Source organism: Paenibacillus sp. FSL H7-0735, assembly GCF_038008505.1.
Lineage (GTDB): Bacteria > Bacillota > Bacilli > Paenibacillales > Paenibacillaceae > Paenibacillus_AQ > Paenibacillus_AQ odorifer.
The window spans coordinates 108367-133161 of the sequence record NZ_JBBOZH010000002.1; the positions used below are offsets into that span (position 1 = coordinate 108367).

Genomic DNA, 24795 nt, shown 5'->3' on the forward strand with positions numbered 1-24795 from the left:
TTTTGGGCTTAACACGCCATAAATTAAGTGCGATATGCAGCGTTAATACGCACATAATCGTAAGTTAGGTCACAGCCCCAAGCCGTTGCTTTTCCGCTTCCATCATGCAGATCCACAGTGATCAGCACAGTTTCACTTTTTTGCAAATAGGCCAAAGCCTTTTCCTCGTCAAAAGCAATTGGCTTCGAGTGCAAAAGCACCTCAATATCCCCTAACGAAATGTTCACATGCTCCGGCGATACCGGAACACCCGCGCGCCCAACCGCAGCAATAATCCGCCCCCAGTTCGCATCCGCTCCAAAAATAGCAGATTTCACTAGACTAGAACCAACCACTGTCTTAGCAATCGCTGCCGCCGCCTCATCATGAACAGCCCCATTCACTTGAACCTCAATCAGGTGAGTTGCACCTTCGCCATCTCGAGCAATCGCTTTGGCAAGCGTCTGGCACACATAAGTGAATCCAGCAGCAAAAGCGTCCCAATCCGGATGCAGCCGTGTCAGCTTCTCATTACCGGCAAGCCCACTCGCCATCGACACTAACATATCATTGGTGCTAGTATCTCCATCGACTGTAATCATATTAAAAGTAACATTCGTAGCTGAACGCAAAAGACTAAGTAAATCCTCCGCTGCAATATCAGCATCTGTGGTCATAAAGCCAAGCATCGTAGCCATGTTAGGATGAATCATCCCTGAGCCCTTTGCAGCTCCGGCAATTGTAACTTCTACACCGCCAACGAGCACCTTCACGGCAATCTCTTTTTTAACTAAATCGGTGGTAAGAATAGCTTGGCAGAATTCCTCCGCGCCAACAGCTCCTCCGTCCAGCTTCTCTGGTATTGCAGTAATCCCGTTACGTACGCAGTCCATTTTCAACAGTTCACCGATAACTCCAGTCGAAGCAACAGCCACATCATTAACGGCCACACCTAAATGCTGAGCCGCAGCAGCGCGCATCTCATAAGCATCTGCTTCGCCTTGTTCGCCTGTGCAGGCATTGGCATTCCCGCTGTTCACGATAACCGCCTGCAATACTCCGTTCGAAAGGCTTTCGCGAGTCACTTTCAGCGGAGCCGCCTGAAAAACATTCGTCGTATACACAGCCGCAGCCGTTGCCGGAACTTCACACAGAATCACTCCGAGATCGTTGCGATCTGTTTTTTTTAATCCACAATGCAATCCTCCGGACTTAAAACCCTTAGGTGAAGTGATACTTCCACCCTCCAAGGTGGTAAATAACTCAATCTCGCTCATATTATTTGTACCGCTGATCCTTATGGATACACAGGTGTGTAGCCGAGGCCAAGGGTTTCCTCCCATCCCATCATCAAATTAAGGTTCTGTATTGCCTGCCCTGCCGCACCTTTTACAACATTATCAATGACGGAGACTATGGTCACCCGCCCTGTACGAGTATCTGTTGCAAATCCGATATCACAATAATTAGAGCCGCTAACTTCTTTTGTCGCCGGAATCACACCTACATCACGCACCCGCACATATGGCCGGCCCGCATAATATTCACGGTATAAATTCACAAAATCCTGCTCCGTATAATTGTCCATCATCCCTGCATACATCGTACTCATAATTCCCCGGCTCATCGGCACGAGATGTGTGGTGAACGTTACCGTTACCTTTTCTCCAGCAACCTCTGTGAGCGTCTGCTCAATTTCTGGTATATGTTGATGCTTATTGATTTTATAAGCTTTAAAGTTCTCATTAATCTCTGCATAATGCACCATCAGGCTTGTTCCGCGTCCTGCTCCAGTAACTCCTGATTTAGCATCAATAATAATACTGTCGTGTTTAATCCAACCTGCCTGAATTGCAGGAATTAGTCCAAGAAGTGTAGCTGTAGGATAACAGCCTGGATTAGATATAAAATCTACCCCAGCCGCACGCTCTCCAAACACCTCGCAAAGTCCGTATACAGCCTGCTCTAGATATTCATCAGCCGGAGCGGGATGTTTATACCAGTGCTCATACTCTGCACCATCCTTCAATCGGAAATCACCGGACAGATCCACGACCTTAAGTCCAGCTTCCAGCAGCTGCGGTACCAGCTTTGCGCTCACACCCGACGGCGTCGCCGTAAATACCACATCCGCCCGCTCAGCCATCTGAGCCGGGTCAACGCCATCCAGCCTTCGATCAATGATGCCCGTCAAATGCGGAAAACCTTCCTCTATAGCATCCCCTGCACTTGATGAGGAAATTACCGAAGTAATCTCTACCTTAGGATGACTTTGTAGCAGCCGAATCAGCTCTACGCCCCCATAACCCGTTGATCCAACAATCGCCGCTCTCAGCTTGCCTTCCACTGTCATCCCCACTTCCTGCTTATCATGAATTATAATAAATAATATAATGCATACCGTCTTAGAAATATGTATTATTATACGACTCAATTAATATAAATACAACACATAGTGTTAACTTTCTTTATTCCTAAATATAATTGTATTTACAAAAAAAGAGAAGCATAGCTTCTCCTTGAGGAGAAATTACACTTCTCTTTTAAACCCTTCACCCAGCACCTCATGCGCCTCAGTTATAATCACAAAAGCACTAGTATCTACCGATTGAACAATCGCTTTTAATCTGGAAACCTCATTCTGGCCTACTACAACCATCAACACCGTACGCTCATCACCAGTATAACCGCCATGTGCATCTAGCTTCGTCAGACCCCGATCCAGATCATTCAAAATCGCCTCAGATATTTCTTCCGTCTTGTCCGAGATTATGTAAGCCACCTTTGTATAACGGAAGCCTACCTCTATCGCATTAATGGCCTTACCTGTAACAAACAGACCGATCAGTGCATATAGTGCTTGTTCCATACCGAGTATAAAAGCAGCCAGCACAATGACCGTCCCGTCCAACAGCACTACGGAAATCGAGAAGCTGAGACCGGATATCTTTTGAATAATCTGCGCCAAAATAGTAAGTCCACCTGTCGAGCCCCGTCCGCGGAACACAAGACCTAACCCCACCCCCACACAGATACCGCCATAAATGGAAGCTAAGAGTGGATTGGTGGTAGGTGCAGGCAAATCTTTTGTCAACAAGATAAAGAGCGGCAACACAAAGCTCCCAAGCAGCGAGCGAACTCCGTATTGTTTACCCAAGAAGATTACCCCGAGTACAAACAACGGAATATTAAGCGCCCACTGCGTAAATGCCGGTTCAGCCCCAAACCAAGCTTCAGCCAATACAGACAGACCAGATACACCACCAGAAGCAATATGATTAGGCAGAAAAAAAAGATTAAACCCCAGCGCTGTAACTAGCGATCCGAGCAAAATTAACATCGTATCCACCACATGTCGGAGTGGCCCATTCAGAGGAATCAGTGGGGGTTTATTACGTGAATTGACTTTTTGCATTTCAAAGGCTCTCCTTAAAGTGTCATCTTGCTCTACGAAAGAAGAAACGGCCATCCCATCCTAATCCATGAATGGTATCCGTTTCCCCGAAACTCTCTTTTATTCTGCCTCAATCTTGATCTGGCTACGCAAGTAACCATCAATGAATGCATCAATATCTCCGTCCATCACAGCGCCAACATTCCCCGTTTCCACGGAAGTACGGTGATCCTTAACCATGTTATACGGATGGAATACATAGGAACGGATCTGACTGCCCCAAGCAATATCGGATTGCTCACCGCGAATCTCATCCAAATGCTGCTGTTGCTCTTGCAGTTTGCGCTCATATAGCTTGGAACGCAGCATTTTCATCGCTTGTTCGCGGTTTTTGATCTGTGAACGTTCGTTCTGACAGGTTACCACCACACCCGTAGGTAAGTGAGTAATCCGTACCGCGGAGTCTGTGGTATTAATATGCTGTCCACCGGCGCCACTTGCACGATACGTATCGATCTTAAGATCCTCCGTACGAATCTCAACCTCTACATCATCGGCAATTTCCGGAACGACATCACAGGATACAAAAGAAGTATGTCTTCTGCCCGAAGAGTCAAACGGAGAAATCCGTACTAGCCGATGTACACCTTTTTCAGCTTTCAGATATCCGTAGGCGTTGAAGCCTTTAATAAGTAGTGTGACACTCTTAATTCCCGCTTCATCACCCGGTAAGTAGTCCAGCACCTCAACCTTGAATCCACGTTTTTCAGCCCAACGGGTATACATCCGCAGCAGCATCTGGCCCCAGTCTTGGGATTCCGTACCGCCCGCACCCGGATGGAGCTCAAGAATAGCATTCAGCTTGTCATACGGCTGGTTAAGTAGCAATTGCAGCTCGAATTCATCAACTTTACTGCCTAAACTGCTGATCGTCTCCCCAATCTCTGCCGCAAGACCTTCATCGCCCTCTTCATCCGCAAGCTCCGCCATCATTGCAGCATCGTCGTATTCTTGTTGCAGCTTCTCGTATTGATCCACGGACGATTTCACGGCATTCATCTCGCCGATCACGCTCTGTGCCTGCTCTGGATTATCCCAGAAGCCTGGAGCAGCCATTTTTTCTTCAAAGTTCGAGATCATCTCTTGCTTAAGATCTAAGTCAAAGAGACCCCCTAAGGTCAGTTAGTTTCTTGCCTATTTCACGCAGATCCTGCTTTACATTAGCTTCAATCATATGGTCACTTCACCTTTCAAAATAGGTTGTTACGGTCCTCGCTATTGGAAAGTTAGTAATGAGTGAATGTTCAGCCATTCCGAGAAGGATTGGACTTCCGATCGCTGTTGTTTCCAGATTCCTTGAATTGATAACCGCATAGCGGTTGGAATCCCGAAACAAAGGCAACACTCCGTTTTTCCAGTTCCAAACCTTCTCTCCATTCCACATTCACTCAAGTGCTAAATATCCAAAAAAGCGACTGGGCCGTAAACGGGGGATACCCCCGGGCCCAGCCGCTCTTTATGGTTAGTATACCCATAGAGATCAGGGTTAAAGACTTACATCTTCAACACCTGAATATGAGCGCTACTAAACGTTTGTCTTATGCGTTTTGACCGTGGCAGTTCTTGTACTTCTTGCCGCTTCCGCAAGGGCAAAGATCATTACGACCAGCCGCAGCCTCAACATGTACCGGACGTTTCTCAGCAGGTTCGCTGTTAGTGGAAATTTTATTTTCCTCTACAACGGATTGACGCTCCTGATTTGTCTCGATGTGAGCCTTCATAATATAAGTAGCTACTTCTTCTTGAATCGTAGCCGTCATAGTATTAAACATTTCGAAGCCTTCGAATTGATACTCGCGAAGTGGATCTGTACCACCGTAAGCACGCAGGTGAATCCCTTGACGCAATTGATCCATCGCATCGATATGATCCATCCACTTGCTGTCCACGGAGCGCAGCACAATTACCTTCTCGAATTCACGTACCAATTCTGAACCCAGGCGTTCTTCACGAGCAGCATATTTCTCAAGTACACGTTCGAAGATGTACTCAATGATCTCTTCTGCTTCCTTGCCCCACAGAATATCGCGAGTCAAAGCACCTTCTTCAAGCAGCTTGCTGTTTACGTAATCAGCAACTTCTTGCAGCTCCCAGTTTTCAGGAATATCGTCACTGCAGTGTGCGTGAACAATACGTTCAATAACCGGCTTGATCATTTCAAGCACGATATCTTTAATATTTTCAGACTCCAGAATCTCACGGCGTTGTTTATAAATAATTTCACGCTGTTGATTCATAACGTCATCATATTGCAATACGACTTTACGAATATCAAAGTTATTACCTTCAACACGTTTCTGAGCAGATTCCACAGCACGCGTAATCATGCGGCTCTCAATCGGCTGATCTTCCTCAAACCCAAGGCGATCCATCATACTCAAAACGTTGTCAGCGCCGAAACGCTTCATCAACTCATCACCAAGGGATAAGTAGAATTGTGTAGAACCTGGGTCCCCTTGACGACCCGCACGACCACGCAGCTGGTTATCAATCCGGCGCGATTCATGACGCTCTGTACCAATGATATGCAGACCTCCAAGATCTGTCACACCTTCGCCCAGAACGATGTCCGTACCACGACCTGCCATGTTGGTAGCAATCGTAACTGTACCTGGCTGACCTGCATGTGTAATGATTTCAGCTTCAGCAGCGTGATGCTTCGCGTTAAGCACTTGGTGTCTAACGCCTTTGCGCTTCAGCATTTCAGATACGAGCTCTGAATTCTCAATCGATACTGTACCAACAAGTACAGGTTGGTTCTTTTTGTGACGCTCTACAATTTCTGCCACAACAGCGTTGAACTTACCGTTCTCACTCTTGTAGACGACATCTGGCATATCTATGCGCTGATTTGGTTTATTCGTAGGAACTTGAAGAACTTCAAGACCATAAATCTTCTTGAACTCTTCTTCCTCAGTTTTAGCTGTACCTGTCATACCGCCCAATTTGCGATACATACGGAAATAGTTCTGGAAAGTAATCGTAGCAAGCGTCATGCTCTCATTCTGTACTTCGATTTCTTCCTTCGCTTCAATCGCTTGGTGCAAACCGTCACTATAACGACGGCCTGACATTAAACGTCCCGTAAATTCATCAACAATAACGACCTCACCCTCGTTAACAACGTAGTCTACGTCACGACGCATAATTACGTTTGCTTTCAGGGCTTGGACGATATGGTGATTCAAGGTTACATGACTGTGATCATACAAGTTCTCAATACCAAAAGCGCGTTCAGCAGTAGCTACACCTTTTTCAGTCAAGGCTACGGACTTCACTTTGATATCAACTGTGTAGTCTTCTTCAGCTTTAAGCTTTTTCACAAAACGGTCTGCTGCAAAGTACAATTCAGTAGACTTCTCAGCTTGTCCGGAAATGATAAGAGGTGTACGGGCTTCATCAATAAGAATGGAGTCCACTTCATCAATAATACAGAAATAAAGAGGGCGCTGAACCATTTGTTCTTTATAAAGCACCATGTTGTCACGCAAATAATCGAAACCAAATTCGTTGTTCGTGCCATACGTAATATCGCAGGCGTAAGCATCTTGTTTATCAGCATGGTCCATACCGCTTAGGTTAACCCCAACCGTCATGCCCAGGAAGTTATAGATTTGTGCCATTTGTGCGCTGTCGCGCTGAGCCAAATAGTCATTGACCGTTACTACATGTACGCCTTTACCAAGCAAAGCATTCAGGTAAACCGGCAATGTTCCTACTAGAGTCTTACCTTCACCAGTCTTCATCTCGGAGATTCGGCCTTCATGCAGAGCCATACCACCAATTAATTGTACATCAAAATGCCGCATGCCAAGCGTCCGTTTGGAAGCTTCACGTACGGTTGCAAACGCCTCAGGAAGAATTTCTTCCAAGGTTTCGCCTTTCTCAATACGGGCGCGGAACTCTTCCGTCTTAGCTTTTAAAGCTTCATCGGATAGTGCTACAAATTCCGGCTCCAATCCATTAATTACATCGACTGTCTTCATGAGACGTTTAACGTCACGATCGTTTGTGTCTCCGAATATTTTCTTTACAAGTCCTAGCATGGTTAACCCCTTTCATGCAACACAGATGGTGGAACCGAGCCCATCCTCACAAAATTGAAAGGGCCATTTATAAATTCGATTCCGCTGCTTCATAAATTGTAACAGTTTGTAAGAGATGCCGCAATACAAGGTGTAACAGCCACATTTTTCATATATACGCACAAGAGCCCTATTCGCTATAAGCGAATAGGGGCTCGGTTTAAATTTCTTAAGTCCTGACTAACTCTCGAGGCCCTTTATACTTAGAGCATAACTGGCATCATCGTATCTTAGCCCTGTTCAATCAGTCCATATTTACCATCATCACGTTTGTAAACTACGCTAACTTCCGAGGTGTCGATATTGGAAAACACAAAGAAATTATGTCCTACCATGTTCATTTGAAGAATCGCTTCTTCCACATCCATCGGCTTCATCGTAAAGCGTTTGTTCCTAACCACTTCTAAATCATCATAATCTTGTTCTTCTACAGCAACAGCGGCACTAGCTCCATCCACAAACAGCGTCTTGAGTCCCTCTTGACGGAACTTACGGTTCAGCTTCGTTTTGTGTTTGCGAATTTGGCGTTCCAGCTTGTCCACAACGGCGTCTATGGAAGCATACATGTCATCGCTGCGATCTTCCGCACGAAGCGTCACGCCAGCAAGCGGAATGGTTACTTCCACCGTATGAAGGCCGCGAACTACGCCAAGCGTCACAGACCCTTCAGAGGTAGGGGGTGCTTCGAAATACTTCTCAAGTTTGCTGAGCTTCTTATCAACATACTCTCTCAAAGCGTCGGTCACGTCAATTTGTTGACCTCGAATGGTGAATTGCATGGCCACTCCTCCTTTAGTTACACCTTCATTATACCAAATTGTAAGCGCTAAGTAAAAAGCAATTCCTTACAGCCCTTACATTTAGATAACAAATGTTGTCATAGCGTTCACAAATAAAACAAGTCCGGTAAGAGCAACCAATCGCCCTACCGGACCAAAAGTAAACCTGTCGTTATTATAGTACGGATTCCACTCTTATATTCTCCGAATGAAATCACATAAGGTCAGGCTATTTGGTATGAATTTGAATAATTTCTACAGGAGACCATTGAGAACCCGATCCTGCAATAACATATACCTTATAGGCAGTATTTGCTGCTAAACCAGTTAAAGTCTGTGTATGCTTTACACCAGGAGCAAACGTAAGCGTGTTAGTCCATGGAGCAGCCAATGCAGTACCGCTACCATTTTGACCTAAGGCAATCTGCGCTGCAGTAGGTGCCTTCTCATTTGCCGGCAATACTACATATCTAACTGGGGTTGTATCGCCACCTGTTACACCATATTTAACATATACATCTGCTGTAACTGTACTAACTTGTCCCGGCTCAAAAAGCGAAATCGAGCTAGCAGTAGCTTGAGCAGTAGTCAACCGAACTGTCGTTACAGTAGATAAGTTACCAGCTGCATCCGCAAGCGTGATATATGTTGCATATTCTGTACCAGGATTCAATCCGTAAACAGAGAATGTAACCGTTGTGTTAGCTACAGTCGCAACACTACCATGGATACCACTTGCAGTCCCGTTACTAATTTGTCCTTTTTCCACCTGCAATGCAGTTGGAGCAGTTACATCAGCATTATAAGGAGCTACAACATAGTATACTGCACCAGTTACGGAAGGTGTCAGGTATACATCCGCTGTGACCGAACCAACATTACCGTAGGTTGCCCCACTTACTGTTGGCGCTGTGCTACTTCCGCCACCGTTACCACCGCCAGAACCTCCGCCAGTACTACCACCTGGAGCAGCAGTTGGGGTTGGTGTAGCTGTTGGTGTCGGAGTAGCCGTTGGAGTTGGTGTAGGTGTTACACCACCACCTGTGCCACTACCAGGATAATAGATAGCTGAAGTATTGATAATACCTACAGCCTCGGCACGTGTTAACGATCTCTTAGGACCGAAGGTTCCATCTGGATAACCGTTAACAATCTTCTTTTCCACTGCGGCTGCTACAGCACCTTTTGCCCATGCTGCAATTTGTGCATTGTCTTTAAATTTGTTCGAAGTTGTATTGGTGCTCAATTTAAGTAATTTTGCAGTAATTACAGCTGCCTCTTCTCTTGTAAGCGGATTATTAGGACGGAACGTATTATCCTCGTATCCTCCGATATATCCAGCTTCCACGGCTTTAGCCACTTCACTGTAATTCCAGTTTGTGCTCTTCATGTCTTTGAAAGTTACTGTTGCTTTAGTTGTAAACCCTAACAGGCGATTTACCATAGTCACATACTCACCACGCGTAATTGCTTTGTTTGGTTTCACCGTTCCATCTGGGTAGCCTCCAAGGTATCCTCTATCTAGCCATTCCTGCAGCTGACCTTGTGCCCAGTGGCCTTGAATATCCTTAGGTACAGCTGCAGCAGATACGCTGCCGAGAGACCCTAATAACATACTAGTACCTAATATTCCGGTCATAAGACCGCGCCACATCTTCTTCATCCTGCTAATCACCCTCCTAATTGTTTTGATAGCTTAGGCTATATTGAATTTTTTCGTGAATGTAGTAACCTAGGCTAACATAGTGTGTGTCGAGGTAAGATAAACAGCTCAACGTATATCTATTACCCACCTTTTGCAGAGTTCTAACATTTTCCATAAAATGAATTTACAAAATAGGCTATTTTCTTTACTAGGATTGGCTATACTAGACACATATGAACGCACAAAAAAAGGATCTTGGAAGATTCCAAGATCCCTGCTAGCGCTGTCTAAATTGCTAACCATCTACTTATATGTAGTTCGGCTTCGCCGGATGATTATAATTTGATTACGTTAGCTGCTTGTGGTCCACGTGCACCTTCAACGATATCGAATTCTACGGATTGACCTTCATCCAATGTCTTGAAACCATCAGTTTGAATCGCGGAAAAGTGTACGAATACGTCGCCACCGTCTGCAGTCTCGATAAAACCATAACCTTTTTCTGCGTTAAACCATTTTACTTTACCTTCCATTGATTAAACATTCCCTTCGTCATCAGATGAACGTGAGTCTTGCTCACAATTCGACTATACCACCGTAACTTCTTTATTGTCAATTGGAAAAGAAAATGTTTACATTCAATAATTTACCACGTAAAATAAACTATTAAATTTTCCATAAACAAGAAATAGATTCGGTACAATGATCAAAAAAAGGAGCAGACGGTATTTAATACCCGTCTACTCCTATAGTGAAACACCGATAAATTATTTTTTGCGATCCATAAGAAAACTGTCTGGGGTGTAGGCGGCCTCATAGGCGTTGCGTTGGGTTTTGGCCTGTTCTCTCTGTTGAAGCCACTTAGCTGCCTCACTTTTAAGTTGTTGCATTCTTGCAATTATCATAGGATCGGCTTCCAACAACTCTCGTAACTGATGCTGCTGGGTTACACCGATCGACTGTATTTTCACATGCTGTTCGAGTTGATCTATCAAATTTTGACGTTGTTCGACGAAATCAGTTAATTCTTCATATGAACAATTATCTAGTCTAATGATAATATCTTGAGTAATCTTATTTAACTCTAAGATACAATTATCCATGGGTTTTCTCATGTGTTGGTACCAGCTTTGACGCCTCTAACCAAGTTACTCGAAACTCAGTCAAATACTGTAGCGCCTCTTCTGCAGGTACCTTGTCTTTCTTCACATTAGCTTGAATCAACAAATGATTTATATATTCGTATAGATCATTCAAACTTTTAGATATGTCATAGGTAGGATCCAGTGTCGACATCAATTCACTAACAATTGTTTGCGCTTTCCCCAGGTTAATGTTTGTCTTTTGATAGTCAACTGAATCTATTCCTTCCATACCCGCCCTTACAAATCTAATCGCTCCATCAAATAACATAATCAGTAACTGTGAGGGGGTCGATGTTTTTACCGATGACTGACGGTATTTTTCATAAGGAGAATTTATCATTTGTGTCACCCTTTACTAAAAATTAACTAAAGCAATCAAATAAAGCAATCAAAAATCGACTTAACATCTGATGAGTATCTCAATTGAATTAAAATTGCCAACTCTTTTACTCTGATTATCTTCGGTGTAACTTCATTTAAATTAGAACCTTCAGAAACTCTTTATATAACATCTCATCTGATAATTTCAATTTTTCTAAAAAACTATGTGCTAAGGAAGTTTCCCCTACCATAGATAAAGCGTAAGTAAGATTATATAAAACTTCCGCGTTACTACTATTTAGATAATATGCATTTTTCAAAAAAGCAATTGCTTTTGCCGATTTTCCTTCTTCAAAAAATTTAGCTCCTAACTGGTTGAATATTTCTTCCTTCATTTCATTTTCCCAGTTCTTAGTAACAATTATTTCGATAACTTCTTCTACAGAGAAATGATCCACCTTTTCCCAATGTGTTAGATTTACTTCCTCATCTAAAATAAATAAATCCATAAGATCAAACACCTTATTCTTAGAAGCAGAAATCAAATATTGATACACATTAAATTGATCCTTCAAAGCGTCATTGTCATTAATTGTAAGTAATTTCCGAACAAAATCTTCGCTGTCTTTTGATGAACCGATAGAATTCCCACTTAAGTGATCTATTTTGTACCCCGTACTTATGATCATTTTTTTTAATTCATAAAGAGTAAAAAAGCGCATGTGAGTTTTGTCCAATATTCCAGCATCAGTGTAAGTCCAAAAACCATTTAGTAATCCTTGAATAACAGAATGGTGCATGATGTTAGGAATACTAATAAGAATACGTCCAGATGGTTTCAGAGATTTCCTCAGCTTTTCCAATACTGACCATGGGTCAACAAGATGTTCAAGTACATCGGCTAAAATTATATAATCGAATGTATTCTCCTGATAAGGAAGGGCTTCCTTCTCGATATTAACAGTACTGACATCTGCAATTAATGATGAAACCTCTGCAGCTTCTTTATTAATCTCGATTCCGAATACAGTACTATTTTTATAACGATTTTTCACCTCCAATAAAGTCCCACCACATGCGCAGCCTACTTCCAGAATAACAAGTTCAGTATCAGGGGAGTCCTGAATCATATTTAAGACATCAAATCGAATATGTTGCGAATAAAGAGGACTAAATCCCCATTTTTTCTCGAAGAGGACAGCATTTCTGTTTAATAACTTAGCATACTTTTCTTTTTCCTCAATAAAAGAAACACTCCCAAAATGATGAATAAATGTATCTTTGCAAAGTAACAACCGATATCCGGCTTTTCTAATTCTTAAGGAGAAATCATCATCTTCAAAGTTACCTGGAGAAAACTGTTCATCCAACATACCAATTTCATTAATCACAGATTTTTTAATTAAATAGCAAAATCCGATTAATTTAATTCTCTCGTTGTACTCCCCGAGATTATTTGTATTAAAATTCTTAGAAAACTCATGCATTTCTTCTATATTTGCATAACTATAGGGTACACTCTGTGCATATGAACAGTTATTAGTTACACAACTAACCGCACCCACAGAAGGGTCTCCATTTAATGCAACCAATAGATTATCCAACCAATTGTAAGTTACAATAGTATCATTATTTAGTAAGAGAATATTATCCCCAGTCGATATCTCGATTCCTTGATTACAACCCTTAGGAAAGCCCAAATTACTGTCATTCTCAATCAACTTTATATCACTTTGTATTCTTAACCAATCACGAGTTCCGTCACTAGAATTATTATCAATTACAATTAACTCGTATGAATTAAGGTCTGTATATTCCCTTATACTCTCAATACACATCTTAGTATACTCAAGCTGGTTATACGCTAGTATGATAATACTTGTCATCATAAATTGCCATTCTCCATTCTCTACCTCAAGTGAAACTTCAAGTTAACCATTTATTATGCATATCTAAAAATCCCTATAACTATATATATCGGTCAGAGTTTATTTCTTTTTAATCCATTAGCAGAAGTGAAAAAATGAAAAATCTAGAATGCTATTTTTCTATCTTCAACGATCATAACGCTTTATAAATTCATTAATATTATTACTTTGCAATAGTGGAACTGCATTTGCTATTTCCTTAACATCCCAATCCCACCATTTTAATTTATTCATTTTTTTAATTTCATCTTCTTTAAATCTATATTTAATAATCCTTGCAGGATTACCCGCTACCACTGCATAAGGGGGGATATTTTTACTTACTACAGATGATGCACCTATAACAGCACCATCCCCTATACATACTCCAGATAGTATAGTTACTCCTGATGCAATCCAAACGTCATTACCAATGGTGACATCGCCTTTAGTTCTCGGATGCCCTTCTATATAGGAATAATGTTGACTTAATACGTTAAAAGGATAAGTTGTGATCCAATCTGTCCGATGTTCACCTCCTAAAAATATAGTTACTCTATCCGAAATCGAACAAAATTTACCTATTTTCAGAAACGTATTTTCTCCGAAACTTTTCACTTCTGGGGTCCCATATGTAAATGGTCCTATTTGAACCCTACTATTTCCGACTCCAGGATAAGCGTTTTCTAATTCCATTATAGCTTCTTCCTGTTTCAAAAGATTAATCATAAATTCCACCTTTGGAGTCAGGGACTTTGTAAAAATCACCTTTGCTTTTGTGATATTATGATCATTAAAGGCCTCAATTAAATCAACGAGAGTTTCAATAAACTTTTCGACACTATCAGTCAAATTTTTTCCGAAATGGTCTTCATTCATTGAGTTATTAAGTATAACGGCATACTCTGCAATAACATTTATGTTGTCGATAACTTCATTATCAAATTCATTTTCAGCTATTTTATTATAGGTACGGTTTATTAAAGGGATAATTAAGCTAATAACTTGGCCAAACGTTTCGTTGTTACTTTTCATTCATCTCTTTTCCCAAGTTTAAGAGCCACCCTTACAATAAAATAATAATTAAAAACCGAAAGCAGCATCTTATACGCTAGCATTCGGTAGTAATATTTTTTATTAAATATATAGCGTAGCTATCTTTTACAGAAGTTTATCAATATTTCGCATAAATATTTATAGATTAAATTATCCCGATATAAAATTAGTCAAGCTTGTTGATTGTGCATTATACTTACTCATTGCTTGTTCCATGGCAGCATACTGTTTATAGTATCTTGTCTCTAGATCATTCATACGTTGAGTCATATCATCAATCCGTTTATTATAATTCTTCAACATATCTCCCATAATACTGTTTGTTTTAAACACATCTGTAACACTCGTTGAAAATTTAGATGTACCAACTTTGTCAACTAGCTTTTGAAGCTGTCCATCAATTTTAGTGGAAATTTGTGAGAATATACCTTTTTGCTCACCCGAACCTTGAAATAACTGAGTAACAAAGGTAGGATTGTTCTCCAATATTTTATTCAGGTCATCTTCACTTTTAAGAACTAATTTACCGCCTTCGAAATACTGACCAGTATCGATTCCCATTTTACTAAGGTCACCCAAATTTGCAGAAATAATCTCACGCATACTTGCGACCGTTGCCGCCAGAATTGTATCGTTTTTAAGAAGACCACTTTTAGCCTTTGCATCCCAGTTTTTGATATCATCCTCTGACATTTCTTTTCTTTGTTCATCCGTTAGAGGAGGGAAGTCTCTATAAGTTTTCTCACTAGTTTTTTTATTCATCAATTCAATTAACTCATTGTAGTCATTTATAAATGATTTAATTGATTCAATTGCTTTGGTAGGTTCCACCTGAACTGATATTTTAGATGAAGTCGCTTCAGTTGAAGTACTTAGAAGCGAGATGCTTATTCCGTTAATACTAGTTTTATTACCATTGAATTCCACTTTTTGAAAGGAAGCTTCACCTTCAGATTTAACATGTATAATTCCTTTTTTTCCATCAGTTATACTTAATGTATCCGTAGGTGCTGCATTGAACAAACTCAATAAATTCCCACCTACAGCTCCAATCTGTTTGTCACCATATTCTTTTGCAGAGAGAATCAATTTACCTGTCAGTTCATCAAAACTTGCAACTACATTCGCTTTTTTTTCACCTGCATCAGCATTAATTCTCGATAAAACCTGAGATATTGAATAATCCTTGTTAAAGATAAATTCAGCATCACCAATTGTTAATGTATAATTGCCTTGTGCATCGGCATTACTTGTTCCTCCTGGCAAGGCACTTAACAGAGTACTTGATTTATACCCGTTGGCATAACTACCTGTTATACCTGTAGTAGTGATCGTAGTACGCGTAGAAAGTTGTTCTACATACAGTTCCATAGGAACAGGTGTTGCATCTGCATTCGCCTTCGCACTGATAGCCGTACTATTTCCAGTTAATACTGCTTTTTGAGGATTCATCTCTTCGCCCTTATTATATTTAGCTAATTTATTTATTTTGAAATCCACCAGTTTGCTATTGATCTCACGATAACTTTCTCTCTGCCATTCAAAGGTTTGCTTCTGCTGTTTAAGCTTATCCAGCGGAGCCCTTTTGGCCGTCATAATCTCCTTAACAATTGAATCAATATCCATACCGGATCCAAATCCAAAAACCCGCATCTTTAAACCTCCTCTTTATACTTTTTCATCTACTAATATCCCAGCGATCTCCATCATCTTAGCCACTAAATCCAGCGTTTTTTCTGGAGGTATCTCACGTATAAGTTGACCTGTTTCCTTGTTAATAACCTTCACCATAATAGCATGTGTTTTTTCATGAACACTGATTTCTAAGGATGTAGAGGGTCCCTCCAGTGCTTTAACAGCCCTATCTATATTACGTATCAGTTGCTCTTGTCCTACCGGAATCTGAACCCCCTGCTTCTCCAGAACAGATAGTTTCTCTCCACTCTTCACTGCGTTTACTAATCTAGTGTCCTGGTTTTGAATATTACGTTCACTAACCTGGCGCTGATCAATAACAGAATTATCATATTTGTTACTGGTCAAGGAAAATTGCAGATTCATAGAACAACCTCCGATGCATATTTATATTATTTTTATCGGTTAAATATTCAAAATATTAAGAGTACATCAATACGAGAATTTAAATCACCCACAAAGATCTAGGAAATTTAATCTTAATGCTATCTATCGTTCTAGACATGCCAACACGATCGTTCATTTTTTCATATAATCTATAACATCTTTCATAAGAACCGTAATCTGACGCTAACTCTAAAAGCTTGGAATAAAAAAGCTGGGCATCCTCCATATAGTTGCAGGAAAGACACAAATCGCCTAATAATCGTATAATCTCCACATCATTAGGATTATTTTTAAATAGCTTAACAAAAAGATCAATAGCAACCTCATTGAAGCCATAAGATATCAAGAGACTGTAGCTATTAATTTTACTCTTCAAAGAAGTCTCCTCAATGTATTCTAATAGGGTCTGCAAACACTCATATTCCTGAAGCTTAAGTAAATGAGAGGCAATATCCCCGAGAATTTTTTCTGTATAGGAAGTCATTTTATTAGATGAAATCACTTCTTTTCTTATTATTTTTCTAAAGAGTTTTTCTTCCTTTTCACTGAAGTTTAGATGAGGCTTAGCCAGATTAAATAATTCCTCATTATCTAATACAAACGACAGTAAAAGAATGTCTACTGCATTTTCAATCTGTATATCTTCCATACTCAACCACATATCTTTAGCTTCAATATATTTCTTATCATATTGCATTGCTGAAGCTGCAACATTCGGTTGAGCAGTAATGCTATACACTGATATAAATCTATTCAATAAAGGATGTCGTAATCCATACAGAACATCTAGTAAAAGCTGTAAATCATTAATATTCGATATATTATACAGCTGTATAATATTCTGGTACACATCGTCTAGTGGTATATTTGATTTAGTCACAATCTCGAAGTATTTACTTAATCCAGGCGCAAAAGTCTTTTTCTCCTGAAGAACCTCTACTATATATTTATAACTTTCGTCTAATTGATTTTGGTCTTCATATAGTTCCGCTAATACAAATCGGGTCATATATCCCCCGGTTCCTTCTGTAACACTCACACCCAGGTCACCACCGAACTCTAAGCATGATTTAAGAGTTATTTCAGCATCCTTGATGTATCCTGCATCCATGAATATTCTACCCTGCATATAGCGCATATCCGTCTCAAGTGGATATACTTTCACTGCATCATTTAAAATTCTCAAACTATCGTCATATTGATTAAGTTCACCTAAGCAATAACACAGTTTAGTAATAAGCTCAGGTAAAAACATACGTCCAGAGCTTAGTGGATAAGCTCTCTGAAAATATTCAATTGCTTTTGCATTTTCATTAATAGATAAATAAGTTTTTCCCATATTATACAGGTTGTAAGCTCCAGGGTTTTCCTCAACTTCTTGTAACATAAGGGGTAAATTCCGTTTTGTTTTTTCCTTCTCTTGCATAATTTCATCAGTGTATCCAGTATGATGAATAATTACTTCTCCATATTGGCTTTTATAATTCGTTTTAGCATCCAATATGTTTAAATGTTCATGTAGACGGTTATTGTAGTGTAGTCCTCTATTGTTAGCAAAGAGTCGTACCGCAGTATGTGTAAATGCCCTGCCATAGGAAACATCATTATATATTTTCAATAAAAAATAGTCATAGTCAGGCTTTATATCTTTCTGCAAATCTGCATCTGACTCTAAGTATTCGTCTGCATCCAGTACCAAAATATATTCTGAAGTAGCATATTTTAAAGATTCATTTCGAGCAGCTGCAAAATCATCAACCCATTTAAAATGGTGAATCTTCGTAGTATATTCTTCTGCTATTACTAGAGTCCCATCCGTTGACCCGGTATCAACAATTACGATCTCTGACACTTTATCTTTTACACTCTCAAGACATCTCTTCAAATATTTTTCTTCATTTTTTACAATCATGCATAAAGTAATTGTCTTATCCATATCATTATCCTCTCAAACTCATAAATTCTGTTATCTTATATATCGGCTTTGTCATAATCAAACATTAGAATGATAGGAAAAAGGGACCCCTTATGGAGTCCCTTTTTCCTATCATTCTGCTTACTATTAACGAAGCAATTGAAGTACAGCTTGAGGTTGTTGATTAGCCTGAGCCAACATCGCTTGAGCTGCTTGGGCAAGAATATTATTCTTAGTTTGATTCATCATTTCTTTAGCCATATCTACGTCACGAATACGGGATTCAGCTGCAGACAAGTTCTCAGAGGTAGTGCCCAAGTTATTAATCGTGTGATCTAGACGGTTTTGGTAGGCACCTAATTTTGAACGTTCGCCAGATACAGTCTCAATTGCAGAGTTAATAGTCTCAATAGCTGCATCTGCATTTGTTTGACTAGAGATATCAATACCGTCAACTGTAGTAGCGCCAGCACCCGCAACCGCTGAGCTATTGGCTGTCGATGCTCCATTTACTTTAAGCGTTGTAGCATCCATTGCTTTAATGGACAATGCAATGTTTTGGCCTTTATTCGCACCAATATGGAATGTAAGGTCAGAAGCACCTGTAACACCTGATCCAGTAGATGCAGAACCATCCAGCAATTTTTTGGTGTTGAACTCTGTAGTATTGGAAATACGAGTAATTTCTTTAGCCAGTTCATTTACTTCTTTTTGAAGTTCGCCACGGTCTGAAGCGGTATTAGTATCATTTGCAGACTGAACAGCCAATTCACGCATACGTTGTAGAATGCTGTGGGTTTCATTCAGTGCGCCTTCAGCCGTTTGAATCAAAGAAATTCCATCTTGTGCGTTTTTAGTAGCCATATCCAAACCGCGAATTTGACCGCGCATTTTTTCGGAAATCGCCAAACCTGCAGCATCGTCACCTGCACGGTTGATACGCAAACCGGAAGATAGTTTCTCAACGGATTTGTTTGTGTTGGCGGTATTTACACCTAGCTGACGGTGAGTGTTCATTGCTGCAATATTGTGATTGATAATCATAATCTTATTTCCTCCCTGAAATTAAATGATTCCACATCCTTGTGGTGATATTGTTTCCTCAAGGTCGGCCGCCCTTCAGAAACAACCCTACTACTAATATCGACACATGATATTACATAGTTTATAGTGATTCAAATATTTTCCTATAATTTAATGGAATCTAATATTTTGAAGAGTCACATTTCAAAAAAAGGGAAGAGCTTATATAAAGCCCTTCCCTTCAATTCAAATATTAACGAAGCAATTGAAGCACAGCTTGTGGTTGTTGATTAGCTTGAGCCAACATCGCTTGCGCTGCTTGTGCAAGGATGTTGTTCTTCGTTTGGTTCATCATTTCTTTTGCCATGTCTACATCACGAATACGGGATTCAGCTGCAGACAAGTTCTCGGAAGTCGTTCCCAAGTTATTAATCGTGTGATCTAAGCGGTTTTGGTACGCTCCTAATTTGGAACGTTCGCCTGATACAGTTTCGATTGCAGTATTGATAACAGTGATTGCAGCATCTGCAGCTGTTTGTGTAGAAATATCAATACCATCACTTGCTAATGCATCTACTGTCGATGAAGTCGCTGCGTTACTTGCTCCACCACCAGCTACTTTTAGTGTAGCAGCATCCATAGCATTGATATTCAAGGTAATATTTTGACCTTTGTTAGCTCCGATATGGAATGTAAGATCCTTTCCATCGGCACCTGCACCACCAGTACTAGCAGAACCATCCAACAATTTCTTCGTATTAAACTCAGTCGTATTAGAAATACGAGTGATTTCTTTTGCCAACTCATTTACTTCTTTTTGTAGCTCACCACGGTCAGAAGCTGTGTTAGTATCATTCGCAGATTGAACTGCCAATTCACGCATACGTTGCAGAATGCTATGAGTCTCATTCAAGGCGCCTTCTGCTGTTTGAATTAATGAGATTCCATCTTGTGCATTCTTAGTAGCCATATCCAAACCGCGAATTTGACCGCGCATTTTTTCGGAAATCGCCAAGCCTGCAGCGTCATCGCCTGCACGGTTAATACGCAAACCGGAAGATAGTTTCTCAACGGATTTGTTTGTGTTGGCAGTATTTACACCTAGTTGACGGTGAGTGTTCATTGCTGCAATATTGTGATTGATAATCATAATAAATTTCCTCCCTGAAAATAAGTTAATCCACATCCTTGTGGTAATGTTGAACCCTTAAGGTCGGCCGCCCTACCCGTTCAACATCTACAACTTATATCGACTTGAAGCCACCTATAGTTTAGAGTAATTTAATTTTTTTCGAACTTATTTCTCACAAATCAAAAAACCTGAGTCTGCAATTTGCAGCTCAGGTATACTCGATCACATATTAGTGACTATTGGCTTTACGTAACCGATCCATCAATGCGTTCAAATCAGATTGGACAGGGGCAGCAGATTCCCGGTTAGCTTCCTGAATGGACAGATATATCTCTTTCCGAAAAATATCCACATGCTTAGGTGCGGAGATACCTACCCTTACTGTATCTCCTTCTACACTTAAGATAGTCAGCTCAATTTGATCTTGAATGATGATAGACTCTCCTTTTTTACGAGAAAGTACAAGCATATTAGTCTCCACCCTTTCCATCTTCAACAGATTTCTCTGATAATAAGGTATGCTTGGTGAGATAGGATGATTTATGAAGAACGACCTGCTTGCCCTTTCGATTACCAGGATTAAGCACAATTGGGGCCAATAAATTAATAGTAGACTTATCAACTTGATCCTTCAATGTAATAATACAACGAACAATAATATCAGATTGGATTTCCAGTTCCTCAGTCTCATCATCAGGTAGTTCAAATTCGTAAGATGGATAAAAGGCAAAGGGATCTCCAAGCAAAAATGATAACTTCTTTTCTTTCATAGATTGCAAATACCAGAAAGGAGTATCTTCCATAGCAATCAATGCAAAATCAGTTTCTTCATCAAAACCGGGGATTCCTTTATTGAAATGATATACCTGTTCTTCAGTTACTTCAAGTTTACCCCAAGACAGTGTTTCTATAATCAAAATTACCCACTCCTTTAACAAAAATCAACTTCCCCCGAAGACGAACAGTTTAATCTCAATTGCTCTGTTAGCATTTCTTATAGCAATATTCTTTCACCGACCTAGCATGAAAAAACTAACTTTTTCAAAAAATTCTATTATAGTAAAGACAACAGACCGTCTTCCGAAGACGGTCTGTCCAAGTTGCTACGGCATCTCATATTACATCTGAGCATCCACTTCTGGAGGAATAAATCTCAAAGATGCATATTGCTGCATATAGATATCCAGTTTACCACGAGTATATTCTATTTCCGGACGATGAATGTTTACCTGAATATTTACCTTGCTAGGCGAAAATTCGATTTGAGGCGCTCTAGTTTTCACACGCACATCGACATTGTCAAAGGATGCCGGACCACGCATTTCAGGAAACGAGTTGGGTTCAGTATCAGTACCATACACTTCAGCAATTGAGTTACCAGGTTTAAAAAATTCTGCCATTTGATTACCCTGTTCTACTTTCCTTGCGATTCCTTGAAGATATAGTTGCTGGATACCAGAATAAATTCGTTTGTTCATTTCGAGCATATTACCACCATTATATGCCGCCCAAGCTCGAGATTGATCAATAGAAAGCTCAGGTTTAAACGTTTGGATATCCCATTTCCCCGCTGTTGTAGATATATTAACTTCCGCTTTAGGTTGAGTAATAGAAAAAGCACCCAAGTCTGCATCAATACCAATAACTGCGGGAGTCTGACGAATTTGCAATATCGGCTGCAGCAACGAGAAGCACCTCCGTTATCTTATAAAATCCACCAAAGTTGTAGATATAATCTTTGCACCTACTGACAAAGAGGCATTGTATATATTCTCTTGGATTTTCGACTGCATAATCAATCCCTCGTAATCCGCATCCTCTGTCTTAGCTTGCAGATCCGTCAGATTGACATTCAAGTCACTTAAGCGCTCCTGCATGAGTTCCACTCGATTGGTTTTGGCACCAATTTCAGAACGGGCCGTCAAGATGGTTTCCATACGCGTGTCGATGTTATCTAATTGACCCGATATGGCTCCAAGATCACCAGCCTTTAATCCCGCAGAAATACTATTAATGATTGTATACAGATTATCTGAATCTCCCGTATTACCGAATACATCATTACCGGTCATACTAATCGGCATACGTACACCTTCACCGACAATAAATTGAATCTGCCCAGGATCCGTAGTAACCGGCTTAGACACATCATAGGTACCATCTGCACCTTTAGCAAAATCATAAGGTTTGGTGGAGTATTGCTCACCATTAAATATATATTTACCGTTCAGTGTACTGTTAGCGATATCCACAAGCTGCTCTTTTAGCTGCATCACTTCTTCATTAATACTATCAAGCGCGGACTGCGGATTAGTCCCTGTCGCTGCTTGTACGGACAGTTCGCGAATCTTTTGAACAACATCTCCGGCCTGTCCTAGAACTGTATCATTGTAATCAAGCCATGAAAGTGCGCTATCTACATTTTTAGTATATTGTTCGTTGGATGAAAGCTCCGCACGGTAGCGCAGGGAATACGTGATCCCTACCGGATCATCAGAAGGTTTGTTGATCTTGCGTCCGCTGGAAAGCTGTAACTGTGTATCGTTCATCGTACGTGCATTGCGATTTAGGTTAAGCAGAAGCTGTGAATTCATCATGTTAGAGGTTACTCTCAACATACGCTATATCTCCTTTTTATCTGCCGACTGTGCCGGTGGAATTGATCAATTTGTCGAGCAGTTCATCAAAAGTAGTCATAAAACGCGCTGCGGCACTATAAGCATGCTGGAATACTAGCATATTCGACATTTCTTCATCTAGTGATACACCGCTGACTGATTGACGACGGGAGTTAACTTGCTCTACGAGATAATCTGAGTTATCCGTCTGACGTGCAGCCTCTTGGGATTGAATACCAAGTTGACCAACCATAGAGCTGAAAAGCCCACCAACAGTGTTGCTCACACTACCGTCTGGCTTAGTAAATTTACTATCCTTCAGGTTCGTCAATAGAAGTGCCAAGGTGTTATTTCCTTTAACGACTTGCGTATTTCCATTCGCATCAACAGTTGTACGTAATGAAGTTGCAAATAGGTTTACGTCAGCTGCAATTTCCGGATTCAGCTTGATCGTTCCAGCCTCGCCTGATGTTACAAAGAAATCGCGTCCGGCGCTTCCATCCATCGCGTAACCTAACTTGTGAAGTCCGTTAAACCCTTTGACAATGGTCTTGACGTCCTCATACATTGTTGCGCCCTTAGGCATGGCCTGACCAGCGGTCAAAGTAACTACGGTACCGTCAGCTTGTGTAATCTTGGCATCACTAGTCAACACTGTGCCCTCAGGAAGATTGGAGCCAGCTGGCACTGTAATTTCAACGTCACCTGTAGCAATAGTGCTCGCCAAATCATTGAGCTGTTTCTTGTAATCGGCAACATAGGTATTATTGGAAAAAATCATTCCGTAAGCCTCGCCGCCCTTCAAGGTTCCGGAGGCATAAGCATTATTAAGAAACGCGCCATCTACGGTTGTAGTTACTTCTCCACCCTCTACGAGAGGTTGTCCCCCTAAAGAAATGTTATAACCTGCTTCCGTCTCTACAACAGTAATATTAGCAATTTTGGAGAGCTTGTCCGCCATCAGGTCGCGTTGATCACGTAGATCGTTCGCATGATCCCCCATACCCTCAATCTTATAGATGGATTTATTTAGATCTGCGATCGCGGTCAGGTAACCCTGAGCTTCTTTTGCTTTAACATCTATATTAGTGGTTAGATCCCGCTCCAGATTATTCAGTTGCGTGCTCATATAGTTCATAGCATCCGTCAAAGATTGTGCAGTTTGCACTACAATCTTACGGGCTGTTGGATCTTCAGGGTTCTTACTTAGATCCGACCAAGATTTCCAGAAGTTATCCAGAACTGTACGAATGCCTGTATCCGATGGCTCATTAACGATAGCTTCCAGCTTAGAGAGCGTATCTGCTTGAAGACTCCAGTTGCCGAAAGCAGCGTTCTCACCACGGTACTGATCATCCAGAAACATTTCTCGAATCCGATCGATAGATGAGAATTCCACCCCTGTACCCATTTGACCTGGAACGGTAGATTTTAACAATCCGTACGCTTCAATAGGTAAAGAGGCTTGCATATTAACACGTTGACGAGTATAACCTTCGGTATTCGCATTAGCGATATTGTGTCCAGTTGTATTAAGAGCTGCGGTCTGAGTAAAAAGGCTGCGTCTCGCCGTCTCTATCGAGTGAAATGTGGATGTCATGCTTCTTACTCCTCCTTATGTTCTGCTCTGGCAGAACACTTCATCAGTACAATT

At 40.8% G+C, this 24795-nt stretch carries 22 protein-coding genes; all 22 read right to left on the reverse strand.

The window, feature by feature from the left end; all coding sequences use genetic code 11:
- Positions 1 to 23 precede the first annotated feature (23 nt).
- The 22 genes from argJ to flgK all read right to left on the reverse strand — a co-directional run bounded on the left by argJ (position 24) and on the right by flgK (position 24741).
- Positions 24 to 1256 carry a bifunctional ornithine acetyltransferase/N-acetylglutamate synthase gene (argJ, locus tag NSS82_RS28165; protein ID WP_076273703.1) on the reverse strand — a complete coding sequence of 411 codons (1233 nt, stop codon included), beginning with the start codon at positions 1254 to 1256 and terminating at the stop codon, positions 24 to 26.
- A 20-nt stretch (positions 1257 to 1276) separates the two neighbouring features.
- Positions 1277 to 2332, reverse strand: coding sequence for an N-acetyl-gamma-glutamyl-phosphate reductase (gene argC / locus NSS82_RS28170; protein WP_076212557.1), 1056 nt, complete (start codon positions 2330 to 2332; stop codon positions 1277 to 1279).
- Between the two features lie 177 nt (positions 2333 to 2509).
- Positions 2510 to 3394: a YitT family protein gene (locus NSS82_RS28175; RefSeq protein ID WP_036678511.1), complete on the reverse strand. Its 885-nt coding sequence runs from the start codon at positions 3392 to 3394 to the stop codon at positions 2510 to 2512.
- A gap of 99 nt (positions 3395 to 3493) precedes the next feature.
- Positions 3494 to 4607, reverse strand: a protein-coding gene (gene prfB / locus NSS82_RS28180; protein ID WP_143758633.1) for a peptide chain release factor 2 whose coding sequence is annotated in 2 segments (ribosomal slippage) — positions 3494 to 4534 and positions 4536 to 4607 — 1113 coding nt in all. Because the reading frame shifts where the segments join, the coding sequence is not laid out codon by codon here.
- 364 nt (positions 4608 to 4971) lie between these two features.
- Entirely contained in the window at positions 4972 to 7479 is a 2508-nt protein-coding gene (secA, locus tag NSS82_RS28185) for a preprotein translocase subunit SecA (RefSeq protein ID WP_036678509.1), read from the reverse strand.
- A 269-nt stretch (positions 7480 to 7748) separates the two neighbouring features.
- On the reverse strand, positions 7749 to 8297 hold the full coding sequence (gene hpf / locus NSS82_RS28190) for a ribosome hibernation-promoting factor, HPF/YfiA family (protein ID WP_036678506.1): 549 nt from the start codon (positions 8295 to 8297) through the stop codon (positions 7749 to 7751).
- Between the two features lie 229 nt (positions 8298 to 8526).
- Positions 8527 to 9960 carry an S-layer homology domain-containing protein gene (locus tag NSS82_RS28195; RefSeq protein WP_076273702.1) on the reverse strand — a complete coding sequence of 478 codons (1434 nt, stop codon included), beginning with the start codon at positions 9958 to 9960 and terminating at the stop codon, positions 8527 to 8529.
- Between the two features lie 317 nt (positions 9961 to 10277).
- Positions 10278 to 10475 carry a cold shock domain-containing protein gene (locus NSS82_RS28200; protein WP_019915069.1) on the reverse strand — a complete coding sequence of 66 codons (198 nt, stop codon included), beginning with the start codon at positions 10473 to 10475 and terminating at the stop codon, positions 10278 to 10280.
- A 234-nt stretch (positions 10476 to 10709) separates the two neighbouring features.
- Entirely contained in the window at positions 10710 to 11057 is a 348-nt protein-coding gene (locus NSS82_RS28205; RefSeq protein ID WP_244886401.1) for a hypothetical protein, read from the reverse strand.
- Positions 11038 to 11427: a flagellar export chaperone FliS gene (gene fliS / locus NSS82_RS28210; RefSeq protein ID WP_036678499.1), complete on the reverse strand. Its 390-nt coding sequence runs from the start codon at positions 11425 to 11427 to the stop codon at positions 11038 to 11040. The genes NSS82_RS28205 and fliS overlap by 20 nt, the downstream gene beginning before the upstream one ends.
- A 136-nt stretch (positions 11428 to 11563) precedes the next feature.
- Positions 11564 to 13297 carry a bifunctional glycosyltransferase family 2 protein/class I SAM-dependent methyltransferase gene (locus tag NSS82_RS28215; protein ID WP_076273701.1) on the reverse strand — a complete coding sequence of 578 codons (1734 nt, stop codon included), beginning with the start codon at positions 13295 to 13297 and terminating at the stop codon, positions 11564 to 11566.
- A gap of 165 nt (positions 13298 to 13462) precedes the next feature.
- Positions 13463 to 14011 carry a CatB-related O-acetyltransferase gene (locus NSS82_RS28220; RefSeq protein WP_076220649.1) on the reverse strand — a complete coding sequence of 183 codons (549 nt, stop codon included), beginning with the start codon at positions 14009 to 14011 and terminating at the stop codon, positions 13463 to 13465.
- A gap of 510 nt (positions 14012 to 14521) precedes the next feature.
- The gene (gene fliD, locus NSS82_RS28225) at positions 14522 to 16024 is read right to left on the reverse strand and encodes a flagellar filament capping protein FliD (RefSeq protein WP_076273700.1); all 1503 of its coding nucleotides are present in this window, start codon (positions 16022 to 16024) and stop codon (positions 14522 to 14524) included.
- Positions 16025 to 16039: 15 nt separating this feature from the next.
- Complete coding sequence (locus tag NSS82_RS28230; protein WP_076107013.1) at positions 16040 to 16432, reverse strand: flagellar protein FlaG; 393 nt, start codon at positions 16430 to 16432, stop codon at positions 16040 to 16042.
- A 79-nt stretch (positions 16433 to 16511) separates the two neighbouring features.
- Complete coding sequence (locus NSS82_RS28235) at positions 16512 to 18389, reverse strand: glycosyltransferase family 2 protein (protein ID WP_076273699.1); 1878 nt, start codon at positions 18387 to 18389, stop codon at positions 16512 to 16514.
- Positions 18390 to 18515: 126 nt separating this feature from the next.
- On the reverse strand, positions 18516 to 19412 hold the full coding sequence (hag, locus tag NSS82_RS28240) for a flagellin Hag (protein WP_076220360.1): 897 nt from the start codon (positions 19410 to 19412) through the stop codon (positions 18516 to 18518).
- Positions 19413 to 19644: 232 nt separating this feature from the next.
- Complete coding sequence (hag, locus tag NSS82_RS28245) at positions 19645 to 20541, reverse strand: flagellin Hag (RefSeq protein WP_076273698.1); 897 nt, start codon at positions 20539 to 20541, stop codon at positions 19645 to 19647.
- Positions 20542 to 20752: 211 nt separating this feature from the next.
- Complete coding sequence (gene csrA / locus NSS82_RS28250) at positions 20753 to 20992, reverse strand: carbon storage regulator CsrA (RefSeq protein WP_076107006.1); 240 nt, start codon at positions 20990 to 20992, stop codon at positions 20753 to 20755.
- Position 20993: 1 nt separating this feature from the next.
- Positions 20994 to 21440: a flagellar assembly protein FliW gene (gene fliW, locus NSS82_RS28255; RefSeq protein WP_076273697.1), complete on the reverse strand. Its 447-nt coding sequence runs from the start codon at positions 21438 to 21440 to the stop codon at positions 20994 to 20996.
- A 201-nt stretch (positions 21441 to 21641) separates the two neighbouring features.
- The gene (locus NSS82_RS28260) at positions 21642 to 22208 is read right to left on the reverse strand and encodes a DUF6470 family protein (protein ID WP_076107002.1); all 567 of its coding nucleotides are present in this window, start codon (positions 22206 to 22208) and stop codon (positions 21642 to 21644) included.
- A gap of 15 nt (positions 22209 to 22223) precedes the next feature.
- Positions 22224 to 23141 carry a flagellar hook-associated protein FlgL gene (flgL, locus tag NSS82_RS28265; RefSeq protein WP_076107000.1) on the reverse strand — a complete coding sequence of 306 codons (918 nt, stop codon included), beginning with the start codon at positions 23139 to 23141 and terminating at the stop codon, positions 22224 to 22226.
- A gap of 16 nt (positions 23142 to 23157) precedes the next feature.
- The gene (flgK, locus tag NSS82_RS28270) at positions 23158 to 24741 is read right to left on the reverse strand and encodes a flagellar hook-associated protein FlgK (protein WP_076273696.1); all 1584 of its coding nucleotides are present in this window, start codon (positions 24739 to 24741) and stop codon (positions 23158 to 23160) included.
- Positions 24742 to 24795: the final 54 nt, after the last annotated feature.

What these genes read in the sequence shown, in the direction of transcription:
- NSS82_RS28235 (WP_076273699.1), bottom strand. Translation starts at nt 18,389, where the DNA reads ATGGATAAGACAATTACTTTATGCATGATTGTAAAAAATGAAGAAAAA.
- NSS82_RS28200 (WP_019915069.1), bottom strand. Translation starts at nt 10,475, where the DNA reads ATGGAAGGTAAAGTAAAATGGTTTAACGCAGAAAAAGGTTATGGTTTT.
- flgK (WP_076273696.1), bottom strand. Translation starts at nt 24,741, where the DNA reads ATGACATCCACATTTCACTCGATAGAGACGGCGAGACGCAGCCTTTTT.
- argC (WP_076212557.1), bottom strand. Translation starts at nt 2,332, where the DNA reads ATGACAGTGGAAGGCAAGCTGAGAGCGGCGATTGTTGGATCAACGGGT.
- hag (WP_076220360.1), bottom strand. Translation starts at nt 19,412, where the DNA reads ATGATTATCAATCACAATATTGCAGCAATGAACACTCACCGTCAGCTA.
- fliS (WP_036678499.1), bottom strand. Translation starts at nt 11,427, where the DNA reads ATGATAAATTCTCCTTATGAAAAATACCGTCAGTCATCGGTAAAAACA.
- argJ (WP_076273703.1), bottom strand. Translation starts at nt 1,256, where the DNA reads ATGAGCGAGATTGAGTTATTTACCACCTTGGAGGGTGGAAGTATCACT.
- fliD (WP_076273700.1), bottom strand. Translation starts at nt 16,024, where the DNA reads ATGCGGGTTTTTGGATTTGGATCCGGTATGGATATTGATTCAATTGTT.
- NSS82_RS28220 (WP_076220649.1), bottom strand. Translation starts at nt 14,011, where the DNA reads ATGGAATTAGAAAACGCTTATCCTGGAGTCGGAAATAGTAGGGTTCAA.
- NSS82_RS28195 (WP_076273702.1), bottom strand. Translation starts at nt 9,960, where the DNA reads ATGAAGAAGATGTGGCGCGGTCTTATGACCGGAATATTAGGTACTAGT.
- csrA (WP_076107006.1), bottom strand. Translation starts at nt 20,992, where the DNA reads ATGCTTGTACTTTCTCGTAAAAAAGGAGAGTCTATCATCATTCAAGAT.
- NSS82_RS28230 (WP_076107013.1), bottom strand. Translation starts at nt 16,432, where the DNA reads ATGAATCTGCAATTTTCCTTGACCAGTAACAAATATGATAATTCTGTT.
- NSS82_RS28175 (WP_036678511.1), bottom strand. Translation starts at nt 3,394, where the DNA reads ATGCAAAAAGTCAATTCACGTAATAAACCCCCACTGATTCCTCTGAAT.
- flgL (WP_076107000.1), bottom strand. Translation starts at nt 23,141, where the DNA reads ATGTTGAGAGTAACCTCTAACATGATGAATTCACAGCTTCTGCTTAAC.
- hpf (WP_036678506.1), bottom strand. Translation starts at nt 8,297, where the DNA reads ATGCAATTCACCATTCGAGGTCAACAAATTGACGTGACCGACGCTTTG.
- hag (WP_076273698.1), bottom strand. Translation starts at nt 20,541, where the DNA reads ATGATTATCAATCACAATATTGCAGCAATGAACACTCACCGTCAACTA.
- secA (WP_036678509.1), bottom strand. Translation starts at nt 7,479, where the DNA reads ATGCTAGGACTTGTAAAGAAAATATTCGGAGACACAAACGATCGTGAC.
- NSS82_RS28205 (WP_244886401.1), bottom strand. Translation starts at nt 11,057, where the DNA reads ATGAGAAAACCCATGGATAATTGTATCTTAGAGTTAAATAAGATTACT.
- NSS82_RS28215 (WP_076273701.1), bottom strand. Translation starts at nt 13,297, where the DNA reads ATGATGACAAGTATTATCATACTAGCGTATAACCAGCTTGAGTATACT.